At 66.0% G+C, this 23,354-nt stretch carries 26 protein-coding genes; 6 read left to right on the forward strand and 20 right to left on the reverse strand.

All coding sequences use genetic code 11. The features are described from left to right. Positions 1-70: 70 nt before the first annotated feature. A complete protein-coding gene (gene rpsO / locus K2R93_04850) occupies positions 71-331 on the reverse strand; it encodes a 30S ribosomal protein S15 (protein MBY0489147.1) in 261 nt (86 codons plus the stop codon). 173 nt (positions 332-504) lie between these two features. Between rpsO and K2R93_04855 the strand changes: the two genes are divergently transcribed. Next, positions 505-2,112, forward strand: a complete 1,608-nt coding sequence (locus tag K2R93_04855) for a serine/threonine protein kinase (protein MBY0489148.1) — start codon at positions 505-507, stop codon at positions 2,110-2,112. A gap of 10 nt (positions 2,113-2,122) precedes the next feature. Here K2R93_04855 and K2R93_04860 read toward each other — a convergent pair whose 3' ends face one another. The 11 genes from K2R93_04860 to rplM all read right to left on the reverse strand — a co-directional run bounded on the left by K2R93_04860 (position 2,123) and on the right by rplM (position 10,735). After that, positions 2,123-2,563, reverse strand: coding sequence for a hypothetical protein (locus K2R93_04860; GenBank protein MBY0489149.1), 441 nt, complete (start codon positions 2,561-2,563; stop codon positions 2,123-2,125). Positions 2,564-2,567: 4 nt separating this feature from the next. Then, a complete protein-coding gene (rseP, locus tag K2R93_04865; protein ID MBY0489150.1) occupies positions 2,568-3,752 on the reverse strand; it encodes an RIP metalloprotease RseP in 1,185 nt (394 codons plus the stop codon). A 4-nt stretch (positions 3,753-3,756) separates the two neighbouring features. After that, positions 3,757-4,893, reverse strand: a complete 1,137-nt coding sequence (dxr, locus tag K2R93_04870) for a 1-deoxy-D-xylulose-5-phosphate reductoisomerase (GenBank protein MBY0489151.1) — start codon at positions 4,891-4,893, stop codon at positions 3,757-3,759. Beyond that, a complete protein-coding gene (locus K2R93_04875) occupies positions 4,890-5,768 on the reverse strand; it encodes a phosphatidate cytidylyltransferase (GenBank protein ID MBY0489152.1) in 879 nt (292 codons plus the stop codon). Before K2R93_04875 ends, dxr begins: the two co-directional genes overlap by 4 nt. Positions 5,769-5,781: 13 nt before the next feature. Next, positions 5,782-6,456 (reverse strand): di-trans,poly-cis-decaprenylcistransferase, encoded by a 675-nt coding sequence (gene uppS / locus K2R93_04880; protein MBY0489153.1) that lies wholly within the window; start codon positions 6,454-6,456, stop codon positions 5,782-5,784. A 44-nt stretch (positions 6,457-6,500) separates the two neighbouring features. Next, positions 6,501-7,055: a ribosome recycling factor gene (gene frr, locus K2R93_04885; GenBank protein MBY0489154.1), complete on the reverse strand. Its 555-nt coding sequence runs from the start codon at positions 7,053-7,055 to the stop codon at positions 6,501-6,503. After that, complete coding sequence (gene pyrH, locus K2R93_04890; protein ID MBY0489155.1) at positions 7,052-7,780, reverse strand: UMP kinase; 729 nt, start codon at positions 7,778-7,780, stop codon at positions 7,052-7,054. Before pyrH ends, frr begins: the two co-directional genes overlap by 4 nt. Before the next feature lie 5 nt (positions 7,781-7,785). Continuing rightward, positions 7,786-8,673, reverse strand: a complete 888-nt coding sequence (gene tsf / locus K2R93_04895; GenBank protein MBY0489156.1) for a translation elongation factor Ts — start codon at positions 8,671-8,673, stop codon at positions 7,786-7,788. A gap of 129 nt (positions 8,674-8,802) precedes the next feature. After that, positions 8,803-9,732: a 30S ribosomal protein S2 gene (rpsB, locus tag K2R93_04900; protein MBY0489157.1), complete on the reverse strand. Its 930-nt coding sequence runs from the start codon at positions 9,730-9,732 to the stop codon at positions 8,803-8,805. Between the two features lie 164 nt (positions 9,733-9,896). Continuing rightward, on the reverse strand, positions 9,897-10,286 hold the full coding sequence (gene rpsI, locus K2R93_04905) for a 30S ribosomal protein S9 (GenBank protein ID MBY0489158.1): 390 nt from the start codon (positions 10,284-10,286) through the stop codon (positions 9,897-9,899). Beyond that, positions 10,286-10,735, reverse strand: a complete 450-nt coding sequence (gene rplM, locus K2R93_04910; GenBank protein MBY0489159.1) for a 50S ribosomal protein L13 — start codon at positions 10,733-10,735, stop codon at positions 10,286-10,288. The genes rpsI and rplM overlap by 1 nt, the downstream gene beginning before the upstream one ends. Before the next feature lie 365 nt (positions 10,736-11,100). Between rplM and mscL the strand changes: the two genes are divergently transcribed. Next, entirely contained in the window at positions 11,101-11,451 is a 351-nt protein-coding gene (mscL, locus tag K2R93_04915; protein MBY0489160.1) for a large conductance mechanosensitive channel protein MscL, read from the forward strand. A gap of 39 nt (positions 11,452-11,490) precedes the next feature. Here the strand turns inward: mscL and K2R93_04920 are convergent, their stop codons facing one another. From K2R93_04920 to K2R93_04940, 5 genes are all read right to left on the reverse strand, one after another. Further along, positions 11,491-12,003 carry a biotin/lipoyl-binding protein gene (locus K2R93_04920; protein ID MBY0489161.1) on the reverse strand — a complete coding sequence of 171 codons (513 nt, stop codon included), beginning with the start codon at positions 12,001-12,003 and terminating at the stop codon, positions 11,491-11,493. Then, a complete protein-coding gene (locus tag K2R93_04925; GenBank protein MBY0489162.1) occupies positions 12,000-13,442 on the reverse strand; it encodes a hypothetical protein in 1,443 nt (480 codons plus the stop codon). Before K2R93_04925 ends, K2R93_04920 begins: the two co-directional genes overlap by 4 nt. Then, a complete protein-coding gene (gene accC / locus K2R93_04930) occupies positions 13,439-14,968 on the reverse strand; it encodes an acetyl-CoA carboxylase biotin carboxylase subunit (GenBank protein ID MBY0489163.1) in 1,530 nt (509 codons plus the stop codon). The genes K2R93_04925 and accC overlap by 4 nt, the downstream gene beginning before the upstream one ends. Before the next feature lie 8 nt (positions 14,969-14,976). After that, positions 14,977-16,515: an acyl-CoA carboxylase subunit beta gene (locus K2R93_04935; protein MBY0489164.1), complete on the reverse strand. Its 1,539-nt coding sequence runs from the start codon at positions 16,513-16,515 to the stop codon at positions 14,977-14,979. Between the two features lie 152 nt (positions 16,516-16,667). Continuing rightward, positions 16,668-17,069 (reverse strand): energy transducer TonB, encoded by a 402-nt coding sequence (locus K2R93_04940; GenBank protein ID MBY0489165.1) that lies wholly within the window; start codon positions 17,067-17,069, stop codon positions 16,668-16,670. 293 nt (positions 17,070-17,362) lie between these two features. Here K2R93_04940 and K2R93_04945 point away from each other — a divergent pair, with 293 nt between their 5' ends. Both K2R93_04945 and K2R93_04950 read left to right on the forward strand, forming a co-directional pair. Beyond that, the gene (locus K2R93_04945) at positions 17,363-17,914 is read left to right on the forward strand and encodes a hypothetical protein (GenBank protein MBY0489166.1); all 552 of its coding nucleotides are present in this window, start codon (positions 17,363-17,365) and stop codon (positions 17,912-17,914) included. A 703-nt stretch (positions 17,915-18,617) separates the two neighbouring features. After that, complete coding sequence (locus tag K2R93_04950; protein ID MBY0489167.1) at positions 18,618-18,860, forward strand: hypothetical protein; 243 nt, start codon at positions 18,618-18,620, stop codon at positions 18,858-18,860. Between the two features lie 184 nt (positions 18,861-19,044). Here K2R93_04950 and K2R93_04955 read toward each other — a convergent pair whose 3' ends face one another. Continuing rightward, positions 19,045-19,974, reverse strand: a complete 930-nt coding sequence (locus K2R93_04955; GenBank protein ID MBY0489168.1) for an IS481 family transposase — start codon at positions 19,972-19,974, stop codon at positions 19,045-19,047. 155 nt (positions 19,975-20,129) lie between these two features. Here K2R93_04955 and K2R93_04960 point away from each other — a divergent pair, with 155 nt between their 5' ends. Next, entirely contained in the window at positions 20,130-20,516 is a 387-nt protein-coding gene (locus tag K2R93_04960; GenBank protein MBY0489169.1) for an ATP-binding protein, read from the forward strand. Between the two features lie 72 nt (positions 20,517-20,588). Beyond that, the gene (locus K2R93_04965) at positions 20,589-20,939 is read left to right on the forward strand and encodes a transposase (protein ID MBY0489170.1); all 351 of its coding nucleotides are present in this window, start codon (positions 20,589-20,591) and stop codon (positions 20,937-20,939) included. Positions 20,940-21,238: 299 nt separating this feature from the next. Here K2R93_04965 and K2R93_04970 read toward each other — a convergent pair whose 3' ends face one another. Together K2R93_04970 and K2R93_04975 are read right to left on the reverse strand one after the other, a co-directional pair. Next, positions 21,239-21,847, reverse strand: coding sequence for a DsbA family protein (locus tag K2R93_04970; GenBank protein ID MBY0489171.1), 609 nt, complete (start codon positions 21,845-21,847; stop codon positions 21,239-21,241). A 991-nt stretch (positions 21,848-22,838) separates the two neighbouring features. Beyond that, a partial coding sequence (locus K2R93_04975) for a S1 RNA-binding domain-containing protein (GenBank protein ID MBY0489172.1) occupies positions 22,839-23,354 on the reverse strand: 516 nt, incomplete at its 5' end.

Below are 23,354 nucleotides of genomic sequence, written 5' to 3' on the forward strand. Positions count from 1 at the left end.
AGCCTCATGAGAACGCAAATCGCGCGGGAGGCAAGAGGTGCCCCCGCGCGACGACGTGACGATTGCCCGCTTAGTAGCGGATTCCAAGGTCCTGGATGAGCGTGCGGTACTGCTGCACGTCCGTACGCTTCAGATAGTCGAGCAGCCGGCGGCGCTTGCCGATCATCATGCGGAGGCCGCGGCGACCATGATGGTCCTTCGCGTGCGTACGGAAATGACCCGTCAGGTAGTTGATCCGTTCCGTGAGGATCGCGATCTGCACGCGGGTCGAGCCGGTGTCCCCTTCGTGGGCCCGGTACTTGTCGATCGTGGAAGCCTTGTCGAACGCCATCGTCGTAGTATTCTCAGCCGTCTTCAGCGCGTTGTGCACAGCGGTTGTGCTGAACGGTCATGCGCGCAATTGTAGGTAGCACGGTAACTTATCCCAGCCGAACGACGCTGTAAAGGACCCCCGGCTCCCGGTTCGCCCCGGACCGGCCATCCCTCGCCCCCTATCCGCCGCGCGTGCCCGATCGCTACCTGGGACGAACCATCGGAAAGTACCGGGTCACCCGCCTGCTCGGCGCGGGGGCGTATTCGTGGGTCTATGAGGCCGTCGATCAGGATCTGGAGATCCCGGTCGCCCTGAAAGTCCTCCGGCCGGAGTTCGCCGGACAGGACGCCGCCGAGATCCGCTTCAAGCGCGAAGCCGCCACCGCGGCCCGGCTGCGCCACCCGAACATCGTGACCGTCCGCGACGTCGGCCAGGTGGATGGGGCCGCCTTCGTGGCGATGGACCTCCATCCCCTCACGCTCGGCCGGCGCCTGTCGCTCATGGGGCGGCTCCCGGAAACGGAGGTGGTGCGCCTCGGTCTCGGGATCGCCGCCGCGCTCGCCACGGCGCACGCGAGCGGAGTGATCCATCGCGACATCAAGCCCGACAACATCCTCCTCGATGCCGACGGCGAAGCGGTCGTCGCGGACTTCGGCCTCGCGCGGGCCCTCGCCGGTGCGTCCAGCATCAGTGCCACCAATCAGGTGCTCGGGACCCCGCAGTATTTCAGCCCGGAGCAGGCCCGCGGCCTCGAGCTCGACGGGCGGAGTGATCTCTACGCCCTGGGCGTCACGCTCTTCCGGGCGGCCACGGGTAAGCTGCCGTTCGATGGCGAGGACTGGTACGCCGTCGCCCGTCAGCACATCGAGGTCCCCGCCCCGTCGCCGCGATCGGTTGTCCCCGAGCTCACCCCCGAGTTCGACGCGCTCGTGCTGCGGCTGCTCGCCAAGGAGCCCGGCGATCGGTTCGCCAACGCCGTGCAGGCGGTGGACGCGCTCGCGGCGTTGCCCACGGCGCCGGAGCGCAGTGTGAACCTGCCCCGGCTCGCGTCGCACACCATCGAAGCGTTCCGACTCCCCGGCAAGCGGCGCACGAGCTGGGCCGCGGCGCTGGTGCTCGTGCTGCTCCTCGGCCTCGTCGGTTGGCTGCTCACCCGCGGGGGCGTGGGGCTCCCGGTCATCGGCCAACGGGTGGATAGCGCCATGGCGGATACCGCGGCGCCGCAACCGGTGGCGGTGACGCCGATCGACTCGACGCAAACCATCGATTCCGCCCGTGCGGCGGCGGCGCGCCCGACCCTGCCGGCCGGGACTCGCCCCCCGCGGGTGACGCCCAAGCAGGTGACGCTCGAGCTCAGCGCCTCCGACAGCGCGGAGCTCTACCTCAACAATCGGCAGGTGGGCACCGGCCGATTTGCCGGCGATGTCGATCTCAGCGATCGCCTCGAGCTGCACGCCGTGGTGGCCGACGCGCCGACCAGTTGCCGTACGGCACGCCGCGATACGGTGCTGAGCGGGCTCAAGGCTGGCGAGCACGTGGCCATCACGTTCGCCGTCCGCGGCTGCGTGCCGGTGCGCTACAACGTGCAGCCGCGTGATGCCCGCGTGCTCTTTCAGTCGCTCGATGGTGGCCCGAACATCGAAACGCGCGCCGATAGTGCGATCTCGGTGCTCGTGCCGATCGGACGCTACGTCCTGCGCGCGACCGCGCCGCGCTGCATTGCGTTCAGTGACACCATTGTGGTGCAGCGTGGCGGCAGCGCCGACGCCAAGCCGCTCAAGATGTTCTGTCCGCAGTAGGCGGAGTGACTCAGCGCGTCAGCGCCGCGGCACCCGCACCAACCGCAGCGCCCACCCCCGCGCCCGACCAGAACTCGCGGCGGCGCCACCACGGCGCGTCGGGATGCAACACCAGCAGCACGTGCGTCGGCTTGAGCCCGCTCACCTGCGAGGTGACGAGGCCCACCGCACGGACACTGTCGCGCATCACGATGCGCAGCTGCGCAATGATCGCGTCGCGCTGCAGGGGATCCACGGCGTACGCGATCGCTCCGCGCCGGACCCAGCGCGCCTCGCGCGTGCGGAAGATCGCCGTGGAATCGGTCACGCTGTCGATCTCGAATCGCGGGGCATCGCGGGGAATGCGCGGCAGCGGCGAGGCGGCCACCCGCGACGTGGGCGCGCGGTGACAGCCGGCCGCCATCGCGGCCACCACGAGCGCCACCAACGCGCGGCGTCGCTCCCGCCTCACGGCATCATCGGGTGAAGAACGACCGCACGTCGTTGAACGTGACCAGCACGATCAGCGCCAGCACGGCGAGTACGCCGACACGCGCGAACGCTTCACGCGTGCGCATGCTGAACTCGCTCCCCTTGATCCGCTCCGCCACCACCATCAGGATCTGGCCGCCATCGAGCACCGGAATCGGCACCATGTTTAGGATGGCGATGTTGATGCTCAGAAAGGCGATGAGCGCCCAGAGCATGTCGGCGCCACCGCGGGCCGCCTGCACCGACGTCTTGGCGATCGCGATCGGGCCGCCGAGGTTCTTGGCCGACACTTCGCCCTTGAAGAGCCCCGTGAGGACGGTGAAGACGTTGTCCGCCATGCGCCGCGTGCCTTGCCAGCCTTCCCGCACCGCCGCCAGCGGCGCCAGCGCCTCGTGCACCACGGAATCGCGCACGGACACACCAATCCGTCCGACCTTCTTCGTGGCGCCCGTGACGCGATCGATGCCATCGGTGACCTGGGGCGCGATCTCGCGCGTGATCACGCTGTCGCCGCGCGCAACGCTCACCCGTACCACCCCGCTGGTCACCGCGGAGATGCGATCGACGACGTCATTCCACGCGGCAACGGGCTCGCCGTTGATGGCCGTGATGCGATCGCCCGACTGCAGCCCGGCACGGGCGGCCGGCGCATCGGTCACCACAGAGTCGACCACCGCCGGGGTGTAGTTGCGGCCGAGCTGCAGCGAAATCCCCGTGTTCACCGTGAAGGTGAGGAGGATATTCATCAGCACGCCCGCGGAGAGAATGAACACGCGGGCGGAGGCCGATTTGCTTTCGCTCCACCGATTGGCCGGCACCGGCTTGGGGCCGAACGGGGCCATCGCATTCGGATCCCACAGCGCCTCGGGCACATTGGGCGGCCGCTGGGCCGACGCCTCGAAGCTGCCGCGATCGGCCGCGCCTTCGATGCCGGCGAGCGACTCGTCGTCGCGCGACGCCATGCGCACGTACCCGCCGAGCGGAATCAGCGAAAGCCGGTAGTCCGTCTCGCCGCGGCGAATCCCCCAGATGCGGCGCCCCCAGCCCAGCGAAAAGACCGGCGCATACACGCCGGTGAGCTTGGCGGCGAGAAAGTGCCCGAGCTCGTGGACGAACACCACGAGACCGAACACGAGCAATGGCGCGATGTACACCGACAAACCAGCCATGCGATCAGGACCTCACCTGCGACAGAACATGCTCCCGTGCCGCGGCATCCGCCGCCAACACGTCGTCCAACGTCTCGCCCGGCATCGACCCCAGCGCGTCAAGGGCGGCCGCCACGCGTGCGGCGATCCCCTGGAACGCGAGCGTCCCCTCGAGAAATGCGGCCACCGCCACCTCATTGGCCGCATTGAACACCGCTGGTGCTGCCCCGCCGGTCTTGCCGGCCTGGATCCCCAGGCCAAGCATCGGAAACGCGTCGTGCCGGACGGACTCAAAGGTCAGACCGCCCAGCGCGACCGGATCAAAGGATGGTACGCCACTGTCGGGGACGCGTTCCGGCCACGTGAGCGCGTACAGGATGGGGAGCTCCATCGACGGCACCCCCATCTGGGCGAGCACACTGCCGTCCACGAATTCGACAAACGAGTGGATGATGCTCTGCGGGTGCACGACCACGTCGATGCGGTCATAGGGCACCCCGAACAGGTGATGTGCCTCGATAACTTCGAGTGCCTTGTTGGCCAGGGTGGCGCTGTCGATCGTGATCTTGCTCCCCATCTGCCAAGTGGGGTGCTTGAGCGCATCCGCACGGGTCGCGCCGGCGATCTGCTCCGCCGGCCACGTGCGGAAGGGCCCGCCCGACGCGGTCAGGATCAGCCGCCGCACTTCGTGGGGCTGCCGACCGGCGAGACACTGCAGAATGGCCGAGTGCTCGCTGTCGACCGGGACGAGCTCGGCGTGGTGCGCCCGCGCCACGTCGGTCACGATCGATCCGGCGACGACGAGCGTTTCCTTGTTGGCCAGCGCAACGCGCTTGCCCTGCCGCAGCGCGGCGAGCGTCGCCGGCAACCCGGCGGCCCCCACCACGGCGTTGATGACGATCTGCGCGTCGGGATGCGTCGCGGCCTCGATCAGACATTCCGCACCACGGCCCCAGGAGGACGGCGCGTCGTCGCACGGCTGCACGAGACCGGCATACGCCGGCTGGTACTGGGCCACCTGCTCCGCCAGCGCCTGCCAGCGGCCGTTGGCCGTGAGCGCCACCGGACGGAAGCGATCACGCTGCCGCGCCAGGACGCGCAGCGCGCTCGTGCCGATCGAACCCGTCGCGCCCAACAGGGCGACACCGACCGGGGCGGTCATTGCGTCACGCCTCCCAGCGCGCTCGGGGCCGGCACCAGCAGCCAGTCATACAGCGCGTACGCCATCGGCAGCACGAAGTAGAGCGAGTCGAGGCGATCGAGCACACCACCATGTCCCGGGAAGAGTGTGCCACTGTCCTTCACGCCGGCCTCGCGCTTGAGGAGCGATTCGGCCAGATCACCGATCTGCGCGGTGACACTGATCGCGAGCCCGAAGATCACGAGCCCCCACGTGGTGAACGCGAGCTGCGCATACGGCACGAGCACCTGATGCACGAGTACCCACGTGACCGCCACGGTGAACACCAGGGCGCCCACGGCGCCCGCCACCGTCTTGCCGGGGCTCACCGAGGGAATGAGCTTGCGCCCGCCAATCAGACGCCCGCTGAAGTAGGCGCCGGTATCGCTCGCCCAGGTCAGCAGCACCGGCACGATCACGGCCAATGCGCCGGCGGTGTTGCCAACGGCGTAGTTGTGATAACGCAGCGCATACGCGAAGGAGAGCGTGGCCGAGGTATAGAGCACGCCGAAGACCGTGGTGGCGGCCGCGCCGAGGGGGCGGCGGTCCACACCACGCAGCCAGATCGCGAGGGCCAGCACCGCGATGATCGCGAGGACGGCCACCACCGGATGTACCTGGACGAGCCCCAGCACCTGCGCGTGCACGACGAGCGGCAACGCGGCCGCGAGCACGATGCCGACGCCGCTCATCGGGGTGGAGCCGCCCGCCGTGGCAATGCGATAGAACTCCCACGCGCCCAGCGCCGCGAGACCAGCCACGAGCGTGGCCAACGCGTAGTCGCCCAACCAAATGACCCCGAGGGCAATGGGGGCGCCAATCAGCGCCACGATGACGCGACGTCCGAGTTCGTTCACGCGGGGTGCGACATCAGGTGGTCACCTTGCCGAAGCGGCGATCGCGGCGTTGAAAATCTTGAATGGCCAACTGCAAGGCAGCCTGATCGAAGTCCGGCCAGAGCGCGTCGGCGATGTAGATCTCCGCATACGCGACCTGCCAGAGCAGAAAATTCGACAGCCGCTGCTCCCCCGACGTCCGGATCAGGAGATCGGGATCGGGGCATTCGGCGGTGTACAGCCGCCGCCGGATGGTGTCTTCGTCGATGGCGTCGGGGGTGAGCGTTCCGGCCTGCACATCCGCCGCAATCAGGCGCGTGGCCCGAACCAGCTCAGCCCGCCCGCCATACGAAATGAACAGATTGAGCCCGAGCTTCGTGCCGCCGGCGGTGTCGCGCATGACGCGCTGCACGGCACTGGACGCGGCCGGACTCAGGCGCTCGAGATCGCCGTGCACCCGCACGCACACGCCCTGCGCGCGCAATTCGGCGGCTTCGCGGGCGATGTATTCCTCGAGCAGCAGCATCAACGCCGAGACTTCCTGCTCGGGGCGCTGCCAATTCTCCTGCGAGAAGGCGAAGAGCGACAACCACTCGACGCCCGCCTCCAGGCAGCCCTCCACGACGGCGCGGACGGCCTTCATCCCAGCACGATGGCCGAAGGGCCGCGGCATGTGACGCGCGCGAGCCCATCGGCCATTGCCATCCATGATGATGGCGATGTGGCGCGGAACCGGTCCGTCCACGAGGAGGCTCACACCTCCATGATTTCGGCTTCCTTCGCCTTCAGGAGGCCGTCCAGCTTGGCGATGAACTCATCATGCGCCTTCTGCAGGTCCTTCTCGGCGTGCTTCTTGTCGTCTTCCGACACGCCATCGAGCTTCTTCACCTTGTCGCGCGCCTCGGTGCGCGCATGACGGATCGCGATGCGCCCGTCTTCGGCGAGCTTGTGGAGGACCTTCACCAGCTCCTTGCGACGCTGCTCGTTCATGCTGGGCAGCGGCACGCGGATCACGCCCCCCTGATGCGCCGGATCGAGGCCGAGATCCGATTCCCGGATCGCCTTCTCGATGGCCTTCGCCTGCCCCTTGTCGAACGGCGTGACGAGGAGGATGCGCGGCTCGGGCGCCGAGACCGACGCAACCTGGTTGAGCGGTACGAACGAGCCGTACGCCTCGACCTTCACCACGTCGAGCATGTTGGGCGACGCCTTGCCCGAGCGAATGCCCGAGAACTCACGCTTCGAGTTCTCGATGGCCTTCTCCATGTGACCCTTGGCGTCCTTGAGAAACTGCGCAATGGTGCTCATGAAACCAGTGTCCCTACGCGTTCGCCCCGGACGGCACGTGCGATGGCGCCCGGGCGGTGGAGGTTGAGGACAACCAGTGGCAACTGGTTCTCCTTGCACAGCGTGATGGCCGTCTGGTCCATCACGCGCAGCTCCTCGAGCATGACGTCGCGGTAGCTGATCGTTTCGTACATCGTGGCGTTCGGGTCCTTCTTGGGATCGGCCGAGTAGACGCCATCAACGCTGGTCGCCTTGATGATGACGTCGGCCTTGATCTGGATGGCCCGCAGGACGGCGGCCGTGTCCGTGGAAAAGTACGGGTTCCCGGTGCCGGCGGCAAAAATGACGGTGCGCCCCTTCTCGAAGTGGCGCAGCGCCCGGCGGCGGATGTACGGCTCCGCCAGTTCTTCCATGCGGATCGCCGTCATGACCCGGGTATCGAGCCCCTTCTTCTCGAGCACGTCCTGCAGCGCCATCGCGTTGATGACGGTGCCGAGCATGCCCATGTAGTCGGCGCCCACGCGGTCCATGCCCATCTGCGAGAGCTGCGAGCCGCGGACGATGTTGCCACCGCCGATCACGAGCCCGAGTTCGACGCCCATGCGCGCCACATCCACGATCTGATCGGCAAAGAAGCCGATGCGATCAAAATCGAACCCCACCCCACGCTCCCCGGCGAGGGCTTCGCCGGAGAGCTTGAGGAGAATGCGCCGGAACTTGAGGGGCTCGCCCTCGCTGGCGCTCATCGGGGTCACTCGGCGCCGAGCTGCAGGCGCGCGAACTTGTCGACCGTGATCGTGCCGCCCGCCTTCTTGCCATGCTCGGCGACGAGCTGCGCGATCGTCTGGGCCGGGTCGCGGACCCACGCCTGCGGCAAGAGCGTGACGTCCTTGAGGAACGCCTCGACCTTGCCGGTGGCGATCTTCTCGAGCATCGCTTCGGGCTTGCCCGCTTCGCGCGCCTGCTCGAGGCCGATGCGGTGCTCGCTCTCGATCTTCTCGGCGGGAACGCCGGTGCGATCGACGGCGATCGGGGCCGCCGCGGCGACGTGCTCGGCGATGTACTTCACGAGCTCCGCCGTCGCCTCATGCTGCGCGACCTCGGCCGAGGACGCGGTGATCTGCACGAGCGTGGCGAGCTTGCCGTTGTGGTGGCGGTACATGCCGACGAGGCCGGTCGCGCCCGCATCGAAGCGCACGGTGCGCTTGATGTTGACGGCTTCGCCCGTCTTGGCGGCCGCGGCCTTCACGTACTCGGCCACCGACTCGTTCGGGCTGCCGGTCATCGGCTCGGCGAGGAACGCGTCGATGTCGGCCGCGGTCGACGCCACGCGATGCGCGACGAGCGAGGCGACGATCTTGCCGAAGTCTTCGTTACGCGCCACGAAGTCAGTTTCGCAGGCGACTTCGACGAGGCCGGCCGACTGGCCGTTGTTGAACACCTCACCGCCGACGATGCCTTCGCTGGTGGAGCGGTCGGCGCGCTTCTCGGCCTTCGCGATGCCCTTCTTGCGGAGGTACTCGACCGCGGCGTCCATATCGCCGTTGTTCTCTTCGAGCGCCTTCTTGCAATCCATCATGCCGGCGCCGGTGCGCTGGCGGAGTTCCGCGACGGCCTTGGCCGTGATCGGGGTGCTCATCGATTCTTCCTGTCTATCGGGACGTGTCTGGATGCCTGCGAAAGGTACTGCGTCAGCTACTGCGTCCTACACAAACGCCGCCGGAATCAACCCGGCGGCGTCGCGTTCCTGCGAGGGGTCCGCCGGGCCTTACTCGGCGCTCGGCTCGCCTTCGTCGCCCGCGGGCGCATCAGCGCCGGGCTTCAGGCGGGCGGCGATCGCCTCGGGCTTGGCCCGACGACGGCGCGGACGGCCGCCGCGGTCTCCGCCACGGTCGCCACCGCGGCCGCCCTGGTCACCGCCGCGATCGCGACGATCGCCACGGTCGGCACGCTCCGCGCCACGATCGCTCGAGAACGTGTAGGTCTCCTGCTCTTCTTCCGACGGACGGGCCGGCGCCTCGCGGCGCGCCTCGTCGATCGTGTCGGCGATGACCTTCGTGATCAGCTCCACCGAACGGATCGCGTCGTCGTTACCGGCGATCGGCACCGTGATGAGGTCCGGATCGGCGTTCGTGTCGACGATGGCGACGATCGGCACACCGAGCTTGTTGGCCTCGGAGACGGCGATGCGCTCCTTCTTCGAGTCGATGATGAACAGCAGCCCCGGGAGGCGGTTCATCGTCTTGATGCCCGAGAGGTACTTGGACAGCTTCTCGCGCTGACGCGACATGAGGAGCTGTTCCTTCTTCGTGTAGTTCGCGAGCGAGCCGTCTTCGCTGCCGGCCTCGAGCTCCTTGAGCTTCTTGACCTGCTTCTTGACCGTCTGGTAGTTGGTCAGCATGCCGCCGAGCCAGCGCTCGGTGACGAACATGCCGCCGCAGCGCGCGGCCTCGTCACGGACGATGGCGGCCAGCTGGCGCTTGGTGCAGACGAAGAGGACGTTTTCGCCGCGCAGGACGACCTCGCGGACGAGCTTCTGCGCCAGTTCGATCTGGCGGAGCGTCTTCTGCAGGTCGATGATGTGAATGCCATTGCGCTCGGCGAAGATGAACCGGCGCATCTTGGGGTTCCAGCGACGGGTCTGGTGCCCGAAGTGGACGCCCGCGGCGAGCAGCTGCTCGAGGGACGGACTCGACATGTGGTGTAGTGCGTGAGGTTGAGAATTCGTCCGCCGTCGTCGTGGCCCTGCGCGACCGGCTCGGGGAGCGCGGCACCCGCGAAGGGCTCAGACGGCGTGTGAGATGCGGGCCGAAGCCCGGTGCTGCTCGACGGCCCGGCGCACGAGGCGCCGGGCGGTGTCGATTAGCGCTTGGAGAACTGGAAGCGCTTGCGGGCGCCAGCGCGGCCCGGCTTCTTGCGCTCGACCTCGCGCGCGTCGCGCGTGAGGAGGCCGAACTCGCGAAGCTTCTTGCGGTTGCTCTCGTCGAGCTTGACGAGGGCGCGCGCCACGGCGAGCCGCACCGCGCCCGCCTGACCCGACATGCCACCGCCATCGAGCACGGCCTTCACATCGAAGCGGCCGAGCGTGTCGGTGAGCGTGAACGGCTGCTGAATGGCCGACACGAGCGTCGGGCGCGGGAAGTAATCACCCAGCGTCCGGCCGTTGACATCCCACTTGCCCGAGCCGGGCGTGAGGTAGAGGCGGCACACCGCCTCCTTGCGACGGCCGACGGCCTGAATCTGTTCCGACATTACTTGGCCTCGGCGGTTTCGAAGGTGAGCTTGGCCGGGTTCTGCGCGATATGCGGATGCTCGGCACCGGCGAACACGCGCAGTTTGCGGCGGAGCACCTGACGACCCAGCGCCGTCTTCGGCAGCATGCCGTAGACCGCCTTCTCGATGATGCGCTCCGGGTGCTTGGCGAGCACCGACGCGAACGGCGTGTGCTTTTCGTGACCCATGTAGCCGGTGTGGCTGAAATAGGTCTTCTGCTCCGCCTTGCGACCGGTGACCTGCACCTTGGACGCATTGATCACGATGACGAAGTCACCCGTGTCCATGTGCGGCGTGTACATGGGCTTGTGCTTGCCGCGGATGATCTTCGCGACTTCCGACGCGAGCCGGCCCAGGACCATTCCTTCCGCGTCGACGATGTACCACCGACGGTCGATATCCTTCGGGGTCGCGCTGTAGGTCTTCATGCTGACGTGATCCGTACGAATTACGCCGACCCGGCAACCGGGTGGCGGTGCGTGATGAAAAGGCTGCCGAATGGCTGCCGGTGCGACCTGTCGCCAGGTCTCCGACGGGTAGCGGCGAAAAAAGAAGCAAAAATCCCGGGAAAACGGGACAGACTCGTAGCTTACTCAGCCTTGAAGTCGCTGTCAATCCAAGGGTTGGACCTTCTCGCGGGAGCTGGGACACAGGCTCAGCCCAGCCGCGGGGCCGCGGGGCGACCTCACCGGACCCCGCCATGCCTTGCCAACCGCTGGTCCGGGGCGCACTCTGCCGCTACGGGTCGGTCCGACGGCGGGCCCACTCTCCACCTTTCAGCCAGGGATTGGCCATGTCGATGATGTCGGAGTTCAAGGAATTCGCCATGAAGGGCAGCGTCATGGACCTCGCCATCGGCGTGGTCATCGGCGGGGCCTTTCAGAAGATCGTCGACAGCATGGTGAATGACATCATCATGCCGGTGGTCGGACTGCTCACCGGCGGCATCGACTTCACCAACCGCTTCGTCGCCCTCTCGGGCGGGCCGTTTGCGACCCTGGCCGACGCCAAAAAGGCCGGCGCGCCGGTCCTGGCCTACGGCACGTTCCTCAATCAGATCCTCACGTTTCTGATCGTGGCCTTCACCCTGTTCCTCGTCATCAAGGGTGTGAACCGCATGCGCCGGAACGCGCCGGCCGCGTAAGGCGACACCCCCGGGACCGCCGGGGGCGCCAGCGATGGATCAGCCAGCCAGGGGGCCGAGCTCGACGAGCACGGCCCCCTTTTCCACTGGTTGACCGGGCACGGCCTTCACCGCCGTCACCACGCCGGCCGACGGGCTGCGCAGTTCGTTCTCCATCTTCATCGCCTCGATCACGACGAGCCCCTGCCCGGCAGCCACCTCGTCGCCCACCCCGACGGCAACTCGCACCACGAGCCCCGGCATCGGCGCAATGAGGGGCGCCGGACCGGACGCCGCCTCCGACGCGGCGGTGAGATCGCGAATCGCGCGCATCCGCTCGTCCAGCGCCTCGGCGGCCACGCGCTGCCCATCCACATCGAGCACCCATTGTCCACGACCGGCGCCGCGGCGCGCAGTGACCCGGTGGACCTGCTCACCGAGGCGCACGAGGCGCACCGGTGTCCCGGGCACCGCCGACAGTGCCACTTCGTGCCGGACGCCATTGACCTCGGCGTGCGTGCCATCCAGGTCCACGGTGATCCGTTCGCCGTTCACGTCCACGATGTACTTCATGCACCCTCTGGGTCGGTCGTCCGGCGCAGGACGCACACGGTCTCCACGTGTGCGGTCTGCGGAAACATGTCAAAGCATTCGACGCTGGCGATGCGCCATCCGGGGAGGCGCGCGAGATCGCGCGCTAGCGTCGCCGGGTTGCAACTGATGTACACAATGCCCCGCACCGTGTCGGACACCGCCTCGAGCCACGTCGTGACTCGCGCATCCACGCCGCGCCGAGGCGGATTGACGACGACGACCTCGGGCAGATCCCGCGCGGTTGGCGCGGGCAGCGCCCGCTCCACGAGATCGCACACGACGCGGACCCGCTTACGGATCGCGAGGTCGTGCGGCTCGAGTCGCGCCACGGCCGCCTTCGCGCCCGCGCGGTCGGCCTCGATCGCCAGGACGTCCACCTCGGCGAGCGCCAGCGCCTCCGCCAGCGGCCCCGTACCGGCATAGGCATCGAGGACGCGGCGCGGCGCGAACTGCATCACCGCGGCCAGCACGCGCGCGCGCAGCGCGTCGGCAACGGTCGGGTTCACCTGCGCAAAGGCCAGGGCTTCCGTGGCACTCGGGGCGAACTCGGCGCCGTCGCTCGTCGACGTCGGGTCGGCGGCGGTCTCGTCGGCCAGGGGCGTCTCCGTGCGAGCGCGACCGCCGCACCAGGTGGTCTGCCCCGCCTCATTCGTCCACCACACGGCCGTGATGGGCGGCGCGGAACCGTCCTTCGGCGTGACCATCACCGCTTCGGCAAACGCGGCGGCGGAGGGCCAGGCCAGCCCGCCTTGCACCACGACCGCCACCCCGCGGCCGTCGTCGCCGGCATCGAGGCGGAGACTTAGCCGCAACGTGTTGGCGAGCGGCATGGCCTGCAGCCGCAGGCGGGAGCGCACATGATGCCAGGCGGCGACGAGGTCCGGGTGCGCGATCGGGCACTGCTCCAACGCAAAGATCCGCTTCGCATCGTCGTGCGCGTGCAGTCCGCCGATCCATCGGCCGCCACGCTGCTGAATCGTGAGCGTCAGGCGCCCTCGATAGCCCCACTGAATGTCCGACGTGAGCGTCGGCAGCGGTACGTCACGACGCGCGAGCCGGGCGAGCGTCTCCTGCACGATCTGGCGGCGTGCTGTGCGCTGGGCATCGGCGTTGAGATGCTGCAGCTGGCAGCCCCCGCACGCGTCGGCAACGTAATGCGGACAGGCGGGCGCTATACGGTCTGCCGATGGCGTGAGCGTCTGGAGGACGCGCCCCCGCCCCAGCCGCCCGTGCACCCGATATGCCACTTGCACGGTATCGCCGGGGGCGGTGCGCGGCACGAAGACCGCCAGGCCATCGAGGCGTCCGACGCCGTCGCCACCGGCCGCGAGGCGGTCGATGGTCAACGTGGCGACGGCTTCTTCGCTGGGCGCTGGCTGGGCCGTGCGGCGAGGCACGCGTGCCGGACGTCGCTTCACGTGGCGCGCAGCCCCTCACGGCGTGCGACCGCGGCCCACGAGGGACCGGACGTCGCGCTCGTGACTGGTGCCGCCCCGGCCACAGGTGCCGCGCTGTGGCCGCTCGTGCGCTCTTCGTGCGCGACCAGCGCCGCAGCGATGGCCGCGAGCTCGAGCGCGGACGCGTCGGCGCGTGGCCCGGTGAGCGCCGGCAGATTCTGCTCCAGCCACTGAATGCTGATGTCGCCGCGCTGAAAGTCCGGGTGATCCATCACGCGCAGATGAAAGCCGCGCGATGTCTCGATCCCGTCGATCGTGAGTTCGAGCAGGGCGCGCCGCATGCGCGCGATCGCCAGCGCGCGCGTGGGGGCATGCACGATGAGTTTGGCGAGCATGGGGTCGTAGTGGAGCCCGATGGTGCTCCCCGCCTCCACGCCGCCGTCCCATCGCACGCCGGGGCCGCTGGGCAGGTGGAGGTACTCGATCCGCCCGGTGCTCGGCAGAAAGCCGTTCGTCGGGTCCTCACTGGTGATCCGGCACTCCATGGCCCATCCGCGCGGCGCGAAGTCCTTCTGCGCGAACGGCAGTTTCTCCCCCGCCGCGATGCGGATCTGCCACTGCACCAAATCCAGCCCCATCACGAGCTCGGTGACCGGATGCTCCACCTGAATGCGCGTGTTCATCTCGAGGAAGTAGAACTGCCCGTCCTTGTCGAGGAGGAACTCACAGGTGCCCGCATTGACGTAGCCGGCTGCTTTCGCGGCGGCCACCGCGGTCGCGCCCATGCGCGCGCGCAGTTCCGGCGAGACGGCAACACTTGGGGCTTCCTCGATCATCTTCTGATGCCGACGCTGCACCGAGCATTCGCGTTCGCCGAGATGCAGCACCGTGCCGTGTTGGTCGGCCAGTACCTGGATCTCGACGTGTCGCGGGCCTTCGATGTACTTCTCGAGATACACCGCGTCATCGCCAAAGGCGTTCTTGGCTTCGCGGCGGGCACTGTCGAGGGCGGCGGACAGCTCGTCCTTGCTTCGAACGACGCGCATGCCCTTCCCGCCGCCGCCGGCCGCCGCCTTGAGCAGCACGGGAAAGCCGTAGGTCTCGGCAATCGCGATGGCCTCGTCGGCATCCTTCACGCCCTCCGTGTTGCCGGGCACGACGGGGACACCGGCCGCGATCGCGAGCTGACGCGCCGCCGTCTTCGAGCCCATGGCTTCGATGGCCTCAGCCGGCGGGCCAATGAAGACCAACCCGGCTTCGCGGACGGCGCGCGCAAACCACGCGCGCTCGGAGAGAAAGCCGTAGCCGGGGTGAATGGCCTCGGCGCCAACGCGCTTGGCCACCGCGATGAGGTTGTCGCCGAGCAGGTAGCTCTGGCTCGACGGCGGCGGTCCCACGAGCACGGCCTCGTCGGCTTCGCGCACATGCGGCGCGTGCGCGTCAGCCTCGGAGTACACAGCGACCGTCTTGACGCCCAACTCCTGGCACGCGCGAATGACGCGCAGTGCGATCTCGCCGCGATTGGCAACCAGCACCTTCGTGAACATGGGCAGGCTCAGAGCGGAAGGTTGCCGTGCTTCTTGGGCGGATTCTTGTCCCGCTTGCCGCGCAGCGATTCGAGCGCCTCGATGAGGCGCGGGCGCGTGTCGCGCGGGTCGATCACGTCATCGACGTAGCCACGCGCGGCGGCGATGTAGGGATTCGCGAACTTCTCGGTGTACTCCGCCACGCGGGCGTCCAGCGCGGCCTGTGGATCCTCGGCCTCGGCGATCTCCTTGCGGTAGAGAATCTCCACCGCGCCCTTCGGACCCATGACGGCGATTTCGGCCGTCGGCCACGCAATGTTGTAGTCGCCGCGGATGTGCTTGGAGCTCATGACGTCATACGCGCCGCCGTAGGCCTTGCGCGTGATCACGGTGAGCTTGGGCACGGTCGCTTCGCAGTAGGCATACAGCAGCTTGGCGCCGTGCTTGATGATGCCGTTGTGTTCCTGCGCCACGCCGGGGAGAAACCCGGGCACATCCTCAATGGTGAGAATGGGGATGTTGAAGCAGTCGCAGAAGCGCACGAAGCGGGCGGCCTTCATGGACGCGTTGATATCGAGCACGCCGGCGAGCACGGCCGGCTGATTGGCCACGATGCCCACGCTGAAGCCGCCGAGATGCGCGAAGCCGACGAGAATGTTCGGCGCATAATCCGGCTGCACTTCGTAGAAGTGGCCGTCGTCGACAATACGGCCGATGACTTCGTGCATGTCATACGGCTTGTTCGGATTGTCGGGGACGATGCTGAGGAGCGACTCGTCGCGTCGGTCGCGCGGATCGGTGCCGCGACCGCGCGGTGGATCATCGACGTTGTTGCTGGGCACATAGCGGAAGAGGTCCCGGATGTGCTGGAGGCAGGCAAGCTCGGAGTCGCAGGCGAAGTGCGCGACGCCGCTTGTGCCGGCGTGCGTGTCGGCGCCGCCGAGCTGCTCCATGGTGACGTCTTCGTGCGTCACCGTCTTCACGACGTTGGGACCCGTCACGAACATGTAGCTCGTGCCGCGCACCATGTAGATGAAGTCGGTGATGGCCGGTGAGTACACCGCGCCACCGGCGCACGGGCCCAGGATGGCCGAGATCTGCGGAATGACGCCGGACGCGAGCGTGTTGCGCAGGAAGATGTCGGCATAGCCGCCGAGCGAGACCACGCCTTCTTGAATGCGCGCGCCGCCCGAGTCATTGAGCCCGATCACCGGGGCGCCGTTCTTGACCGCGAGATCCATGATCTTGCAGATCTTGGCCGCATGCGCTTCGGACAGCGACCCGCCGAATACGGTGAAGTCTTGCGAGAAGACATAGACCATGCGCCCTTCGATGCGACCGTGCCCGGTCACGACCCCATCGCCGTAGATCGGGGCCTCGCCCGGTGCGAGGGAGCGCGAGGTGACGAAGCGGTCGATCTCCACGAAGGAGCCTTCGTCGAGCAGGACGTCCAGGCGCTCGCGCGCCGAGAGCTTGCCCTTGGCATGTTGCTGGGCGACGCGCGCGGCGCCCCCGCCCTGTTCCGCGGCCTCGCGGGCCTGCGACAGCCGATCGAGCTTGTCGCGCATGGTGGATGACTGGCTCATGGCGCGACAAGCTAGCACGTGGAACGGCGCAGGGGGACGGTCGCCGTCCCCGAAACGCCAAACGCCGACCCAATCGGATCGGCGTTTTGGAGCGCCGCGGAGGAATCCCTCCGGGCTATGCGTTGCCGCGTTGATTACTGCGGCTTGTAGATGATCGGCAGCACCACCTTCGTCTTCACCGCCGCGCCGTTCACCTTGCCCGGCTGGAAGTCCAGCTTGGCCACCACGCGCTTGGCCGCTTCACCCAGGGCCGTCTGCGTCGCATCCACGACTTCGACCGAGGCCGGATCCACCTTGCCCTTCGAGTCCACGACGAACTGGAGCTCGACCATGCCGCCGACACCGCGCGACTTGAGGTCGGCCGGATACGACTGCTGGATCAGCTCCGCGGCGCGGATCGACGAGGCGAACTTCGGCTTGTCGGTGACTTCAGCGATGGGGTAGACCTTCTCGTCCTGGGCCTGAGCCGTGCGGACGAAGGGGCCAGTGACAGCAAACGCGATGGCGAGCAGGGTCAGACGGCTCGTCTTGATCATATGGGATTCAATCCTCAGCAACGAACATGAAGCGTGGCCGCGTCCTCCTGCGTCGGAGGTCCTTCGCTCCCGGCCAATTCGGACCATGCCGGGCGAAACACGGGACAAAGCCGTGTATCGGCCGCCACCCGCTCGAGCTGAAGCGTTCCTCACGCCGTCCTGCTACATTGTCACACTGCTGGCACGCGGGCCCCGCAGGCTGAGCTTGTTTCGGCTGAGCTCGCTGGAACGTCGTTTGCATGGTCCCCGGGTATTGAGTCTTCATTCCTTCCTGACGTCACCCCCAAGTCTCCATGTCTGATTTCCTCGATCTGCACGACGATCCGTCCCTGCGTCGCGTCCTGTTCCTGGGCGCCATCCTGCTGATTGTCGTGCCGTTCGTGCAGGCCGGCTCCCAGCTGTGGCCGTTGCAGTTCTCGAATATTCAGTGGCGATTCTATGCCGCCGGAGCGCTCTCGGCGGTGCTTCTACTTCCGTTCCTAGGCCTGCTACTTTTGCTTGTAATGTCCCGCTCGCTAGAGAGTGGCGGCATGTCCAAAACCGTGGGTGTGTTCTCGGGGATATTTGCAGCCGTCCTGGCAGCATCATTCGTGGTTTTCCTGCTCGATGCCTTACAACTGAAAACGATTGTGAGTACGCAGCAGGAGGCGCAGTTCAAGGCGTCCGCGTTGAGGGTAGCTGCTACTACCGTTCTCTTTGTAATGTCCTTCCTCGTATTGGCGTTGGCGGGCTTCCGCTCCCACTCCCGTTCCGAACGAACTCTTGGCGGACCGAGTCGTCGGGCGCGGGGTGGGGATTCGGCGGCTACCGCTGATGATTCGCCAGGGCTTATCGTCGGACGTTAGTCGGCGTCGGCCCTCTTGAACCGAGAGTGGCATCGTCTGTACCTGCGCTCTTGTTTGGTGGAGGCGATGCCCCCTCAGGTGTCGCGCAGCCGCTACAGTTATCGGTAGACCTTCGCGTCTTTTCCAAGATGGGAAGTGCACTTCGCCGTCCTTCGAAGTCTCAGGCGAGTGGACCGACTCCTGTTTCCGATACGTGATTCTTCAGTTCCTATTGTGACCGACTTGGAAGCATACGCAGTTAGTCCTCCCCTCTGTTAGCGCTGAAGGGGCCGAGTGGAACGGCGGTTGCGCGTCTGCATCGGCTCTTCGCAAAGCGATCGCCACCAAGTCGAGCCTCGGCGGATCACGCTACTGGATCTCTGCAGCTTTGCAAACCTTCGCGGCTGTCGCGACAAGTGCTTTGTCGCATCTCTCGCCTTGTCCACGCTTTCCGAGGATGGTAACGACGAGCGCGAGTCGCTAAGGTAGAGCCTAGTTGATTTCTTACGATTGCGACCCGGCATCCAGGCATTGTGGGAACGTTAGCGCGAACGAGCCGTTGGAGCGCCACTTTTGCGCCGGATTGTGCTATTTCATAGGTCCGTGGCACTGCTGCAGGTGACGCGCACGAAAACAGCGACCTCGCTCGTCCATAACCGCGCACGGGGCGCAGACACAGGTCGACTCCGGCCACGTTTACGTGCGGTGGATTTGACGCGATTTCGTGGACTACTACCTCTCCCTAGTTTACATCGAGCGGCAGTTCACGAAACGGAATCAGCAAGGCGGTCGCCAGTCACGCCGGACTTTTGGCGACGAGTTCAAGCGTGAGGCGGTCCGGATGGACGAGAGGCGCGAGCCAGGCGTGCCGCTCGCGCAGGTCGGGCGCGAGTTCGACGTAACCGTGGATCAGTTGCGCGCGTTGGTGCGCGAGCGGGATCCGGAGGCGCGGCGCCGCGCCGAGTAGCGAGACGCTGTATGAAGAGAACCGTCGGCTCGAGCGCGAGGTCGAGGTGCTCAACCGAGAGAAAGCGATTTTTAAGACAAGCGTCGGCGTACCTCGCAAAAGAGTCGCGATAGGGTGCGCCAGGTCTAGTTGCCTGTGCGATGCATGCGCTGCGTGCTCTAGATGTAATTGCTATGGACGTTGTTCACAGCGCAGCAGGTAGGCGTGAGGCTGGGGGAAGATAGTACAGCGCGCTGTGACGTCGTTGAAAGTTGTAGAAGAGCAGGTAGTCGTCGAGGGCGCGGGTGCGCAAGTACGAGCGTCCGAAGGCCCGCGCGTAGGCCCAATCGGTGAGCAGGGTACCGATCACACGTTCGGCTTTGCCGTTGGTTTGGGGCCGGTAGGCGCGAGTAAGGCGTTGACTGATCCCGAGCTCAAGACACGTGGTGGCGAAGGTCAGCGAGCGGTACGCGCTGCCGTTGTCCGTCAGGAGCCGCTCGACCGTGATGCCGTGGCTGGCGAACCAGGCGACGGCCCGCACGAAGAACGCGGCCGTCGTTTCGCCCAGTTCGTCGGGCAACACCTCGGCGTACGTCAGGCGCGAGTGATCGGCGATGGCGACGTGCAGGAACTCCCACCCGATGCCCGTCACCCGCGTGCGGCGATTGCCGTGAATCCGGTGGCCGACGCGCCCGATCTTCCCCAGCTTCTTGATGTCGAGATGGACCAGCTCTCCGGGCCGCGGCCGTTCATACCGCACGACCTGCCGTGGCAGCTCGAGGGCGGCGAGCGTGTTCAGCCCCTGGCGACGCAGTTCGGCCGTGACGGTCGACAGCGGAATGTCATGGTGCTGCGCGATGCGCGGGTTGCTCCAGCGCTTCTCACGGGCTTTGCGGATCTGACGCCGCTTCGTACGTCGCAGTCGCGTCGGTGACGTCTGTGGGCGTGAGGAGCGATCCGGGGCCGCCTGCGCCGGCTCCGCGGCCTGGGACAGGCGGCGGTACCACTTGTTCACGGTCTCGCGCGAGACGCCCAGCGCCGCGGCGATGGCGCCCTGCGTCTCGCCCGCCTCCACGCGGGTCACGATCTCCTGTCGCGCCCACGCGATGAGGCGGGCATTTTTGTGGGTGTTCATGGAGGCTCTGGCGGTTGTGAGTGACGGCCTCGACAACCTCAGCTTGTAACTGCTATCCCCTGTGAACAACCTCCTTAGCATCTACACCTAGGCGTCGGCAAAACGCACCTCAGCGTCGCGCTCGGTCTGGAAGCGTGTCGTCCGGGCTCCGCGTGATGTTTGCGACGGCGACGGCGATCATCACCACGCTGGGCAAGGCGCTCTACGAGAATCGCCTCGACGAACGGCTCAAGCTGCTCACCCAACCGAAGCTGCTGATCATCGATGAGATCGGCTACATCCCGATTGATCGGCATGTGGCGAATCTCTTCTTCCAGCTCGTCAGCCGACGCTCCGAGCGCGGGGCGATCCTCCCGACCAGCAATCAGAGCCTCGGCGCGTGGGGTGATGTCTTCGGCGATGCCGTCATCGCCAGCGCCATCCTCGACCGACTCCTGCATCACGCCACCACGATCCACATCAAGGGCGACTCGTACCGGCTCCGAGAGAAGCGCAAAGCCGGGTTGGTGCGGTCGACTGTCACGGCTCACGAGGAGCGGTGATCTTCACGGAGTAGGGACTTTGAACCAATCACCGGTGGGGAGAATCGGACGATCATTAACAAAGTCACTCGCGTGGTCGACGTTCTCAACGATCTCGTCGCACAGCATGGCGCGCCGCGGCAGTTGCGCGGCGACAACGGCCCGGGGTGTATCGGCGAAGCCGTGCGAGCATGGTGTACTGTGCACGGCCTCACGCTCGCCTACATCGGCCCCTGGAAACCAAATCAGCACGCCCACATCGAGCGGTTCAACCGCAGCTTTCGGGAGGAGGTGCTCGATATGTGGTTGTTAATTTCACTCGCAGGGGTACGTGTCGTCAGCGAAAAGTTGCGGTACGGATACAACACCGCTCGGTCGCACGAAAGCCTCGGGAACCTGCCGCAACGGATCTTCCTCCCGAGACCCACCAACGCTGCCATCTAGTTTCCGACGGTGTGCCCGACGGGGGCGTCTACGCTCGTTCCAGCGCCTGATCGTAGGTCGTTAATCCCGGCTGGGTACCGAGATCCCGATCGCGCCGGTGGACCGACTTTCGCGGCGCGTCCCTGAGAAGCCGATCTTGCCCGCTACCGACCGAATCGCAGCCCACTGGGCTCCATGCTCATCCGCCTGCTCGAGGACCACCTGGGCAGCCCGCTCGTGTACATCTGGCGAGAACCGTGAGCCGGTTTCCATGATTCCAGCTTCTCTCGAAGTGATGTTTCCCGGAATCCCGGGCAAACTTAATCTGCTAACAGTCGTATTAGCTCATCCTTCGAAGGCAGTCGACTTAGGCGCCGACCGTTGATGATTATCGTAGGGGTCGCCGAGACGTGAAGCTGAGTAGCCAAGTCCGTATGTGCCTTCACAACGTCGGCACTGCTATTTGCTTCAAAGCAATGTCGCGTCGCTTCGTCAGTAGGAGACAGGAGCGAGAGCAGATCAAGCGTATCTAGGTCCGCCTGTCTCTCGAACAGTCGAGTGTGCACTTCGCGGAATCTCCCCGCGTTCCTGGCGCACTCCGCGAGTCGTGCCGCGTCAAAGGCGCGCCGATGCTGATTGAGTGGAAGATGGATAACGCCAATGCTAGTAGCACCTCGACGCGCGATTGAGTCGAGCGTCGGCTCGATCGCACGACACCCTGGACACTGATAGTCCGAGACTACGAGCAGCTTGGAATGCGAACTCTCTGGAATCTCGGCGAGTTCGAGCGCCTTCTCGTATAGCGGTGAGTCCACCTTCGTCAGTTCAAGCCTGAGAGGATCGCCAGTTGGTTTGAGCATCGTCCAGATAGCGACAATGACGCCAGCGATCAGCACCACATTAGTGGCACTCTCGAGTCGACTACGCACGATCACATCCCTCGCATCAGGAGATAGTCAATTGACTCGCCGATATCGCGGCGGGACCGGCTACATGTGCCGATCCCGCCATGATGTACTTGGTCTAGAATCCGTTAGCGCTGGCCGAAGAGTCTAGGCACGGATTCGCAACACAATTCAAAGATCACGTATCTCCACAAAGCTTCGTGCAAATCGACCACACCTGCGAACACTCTCCGGCAGAGTGCCACTGCAGGCACTCGATGTATTGGTTGAAACACGCGTCTGTACAGGGGGTCAGCGCCGTGGTCGATGCCTTCGCTGACGCGTCAGAGGTGCTTGCCGCCATCGCGATGATGCCGAGGCCGAACAGGCGAAAGAGATTCCTTCTCATACAAACCTCCCAAGAGAAATGGAAAAAACGTTCCGAGCAGGGGCATTTCCTCTCGCCGCGGCGGCGCAACCATTCGCCCTAGTCTGAATTATGTCAAGAGCGATTTATCACACAGCCGAGGTCGCAACAGCGCTTTGTCGACTTCTTTAAGGCGAAGCCTTTTCGATGACTCGCCTCAAGAGCGGATGGCTCAGCTTGGCTAGACCGCTGATCTGATGAGGTTCCCCGCGTTCGCTTCGTCCCATCCCCAAGAGTGCCGAATTGCAGGTTGTGAACACTGATGCGAAATGATTTCTCTTTTGGCCATATGCTCGATGTTTCGCGGACGAGCCTTAGCGGGAGTGGATTTGTGTGGCAGCTCAATGCGCTGGCGAACCGCGGACGATGGATTGCCTTCGTGTCTCTGCCACGTGTGCTCCGACCGCAACCTTCATGTGGTCGGCTCACTTTCGGTCTCCGGGCACGGCTGACGATCCCGGCGAGTCGTGATCGCACTGAGCTGAGCATCTCATCCCATCCGCAGCCGTGCCGAAACGCCTGTGAGGATCGCGCCACAAGATCACAGAAACACGAAGGCCCCGGCATCGCTGTCGGGGCCTTCGTTTTCAGCACTGTCACAAAGCGAGCTTACAGACCCAGCTCGTCTTCCGAGCTGTGCACCTTGCTCGGCTCGGCCGGCTTGGGCGGCTGCTCTTCCGGCACCGACGTCACCGTGAGCACGATGCGGCGGTGGATCGGATCGACCTCGAGCACCCGCGTGTTCAGGTTCATCGTTTCCCACGCGAAATCGGCGGGGTTCGTAACCGTGCCTTCCGGGTTCAGCTGGCTCACGGGCACGAAGCCTTCGATGTCGTTGCCGAGATCGATGACGACGCCCTTATCCATGAGGCGCACGACCTTGGCCGGGAGCTCGGTGCCCACCGGGTAGGTCTCACCGATGCGAAGCCACGGATCTTCCTCGGCCTGCTTGAGACCGAGCGAGATGCGCTTGTTCTCGCTGTCGATGTTGAGGATCACCACGTCCACGGCGTCGCCCTTCTTCACGACTTCCGACGGGTGCTGGACACGCTTGGTCCAGGACATGTCGGAGATGTGAATGAGGCCGTCGATGCCCGGCTCGATTTCGACGAAGGCGCCGAACGA

It is taken from the genome of Gemmatimonadaceae bacterium, from assembly GCA_019752115.1.
Taxonomy (GTDB): Bacteria; Gemmatimonadota; Gemmatimonadetes; order Gemmatimonadales; family Gemmatimonadaceae; genus Gemmatimonas.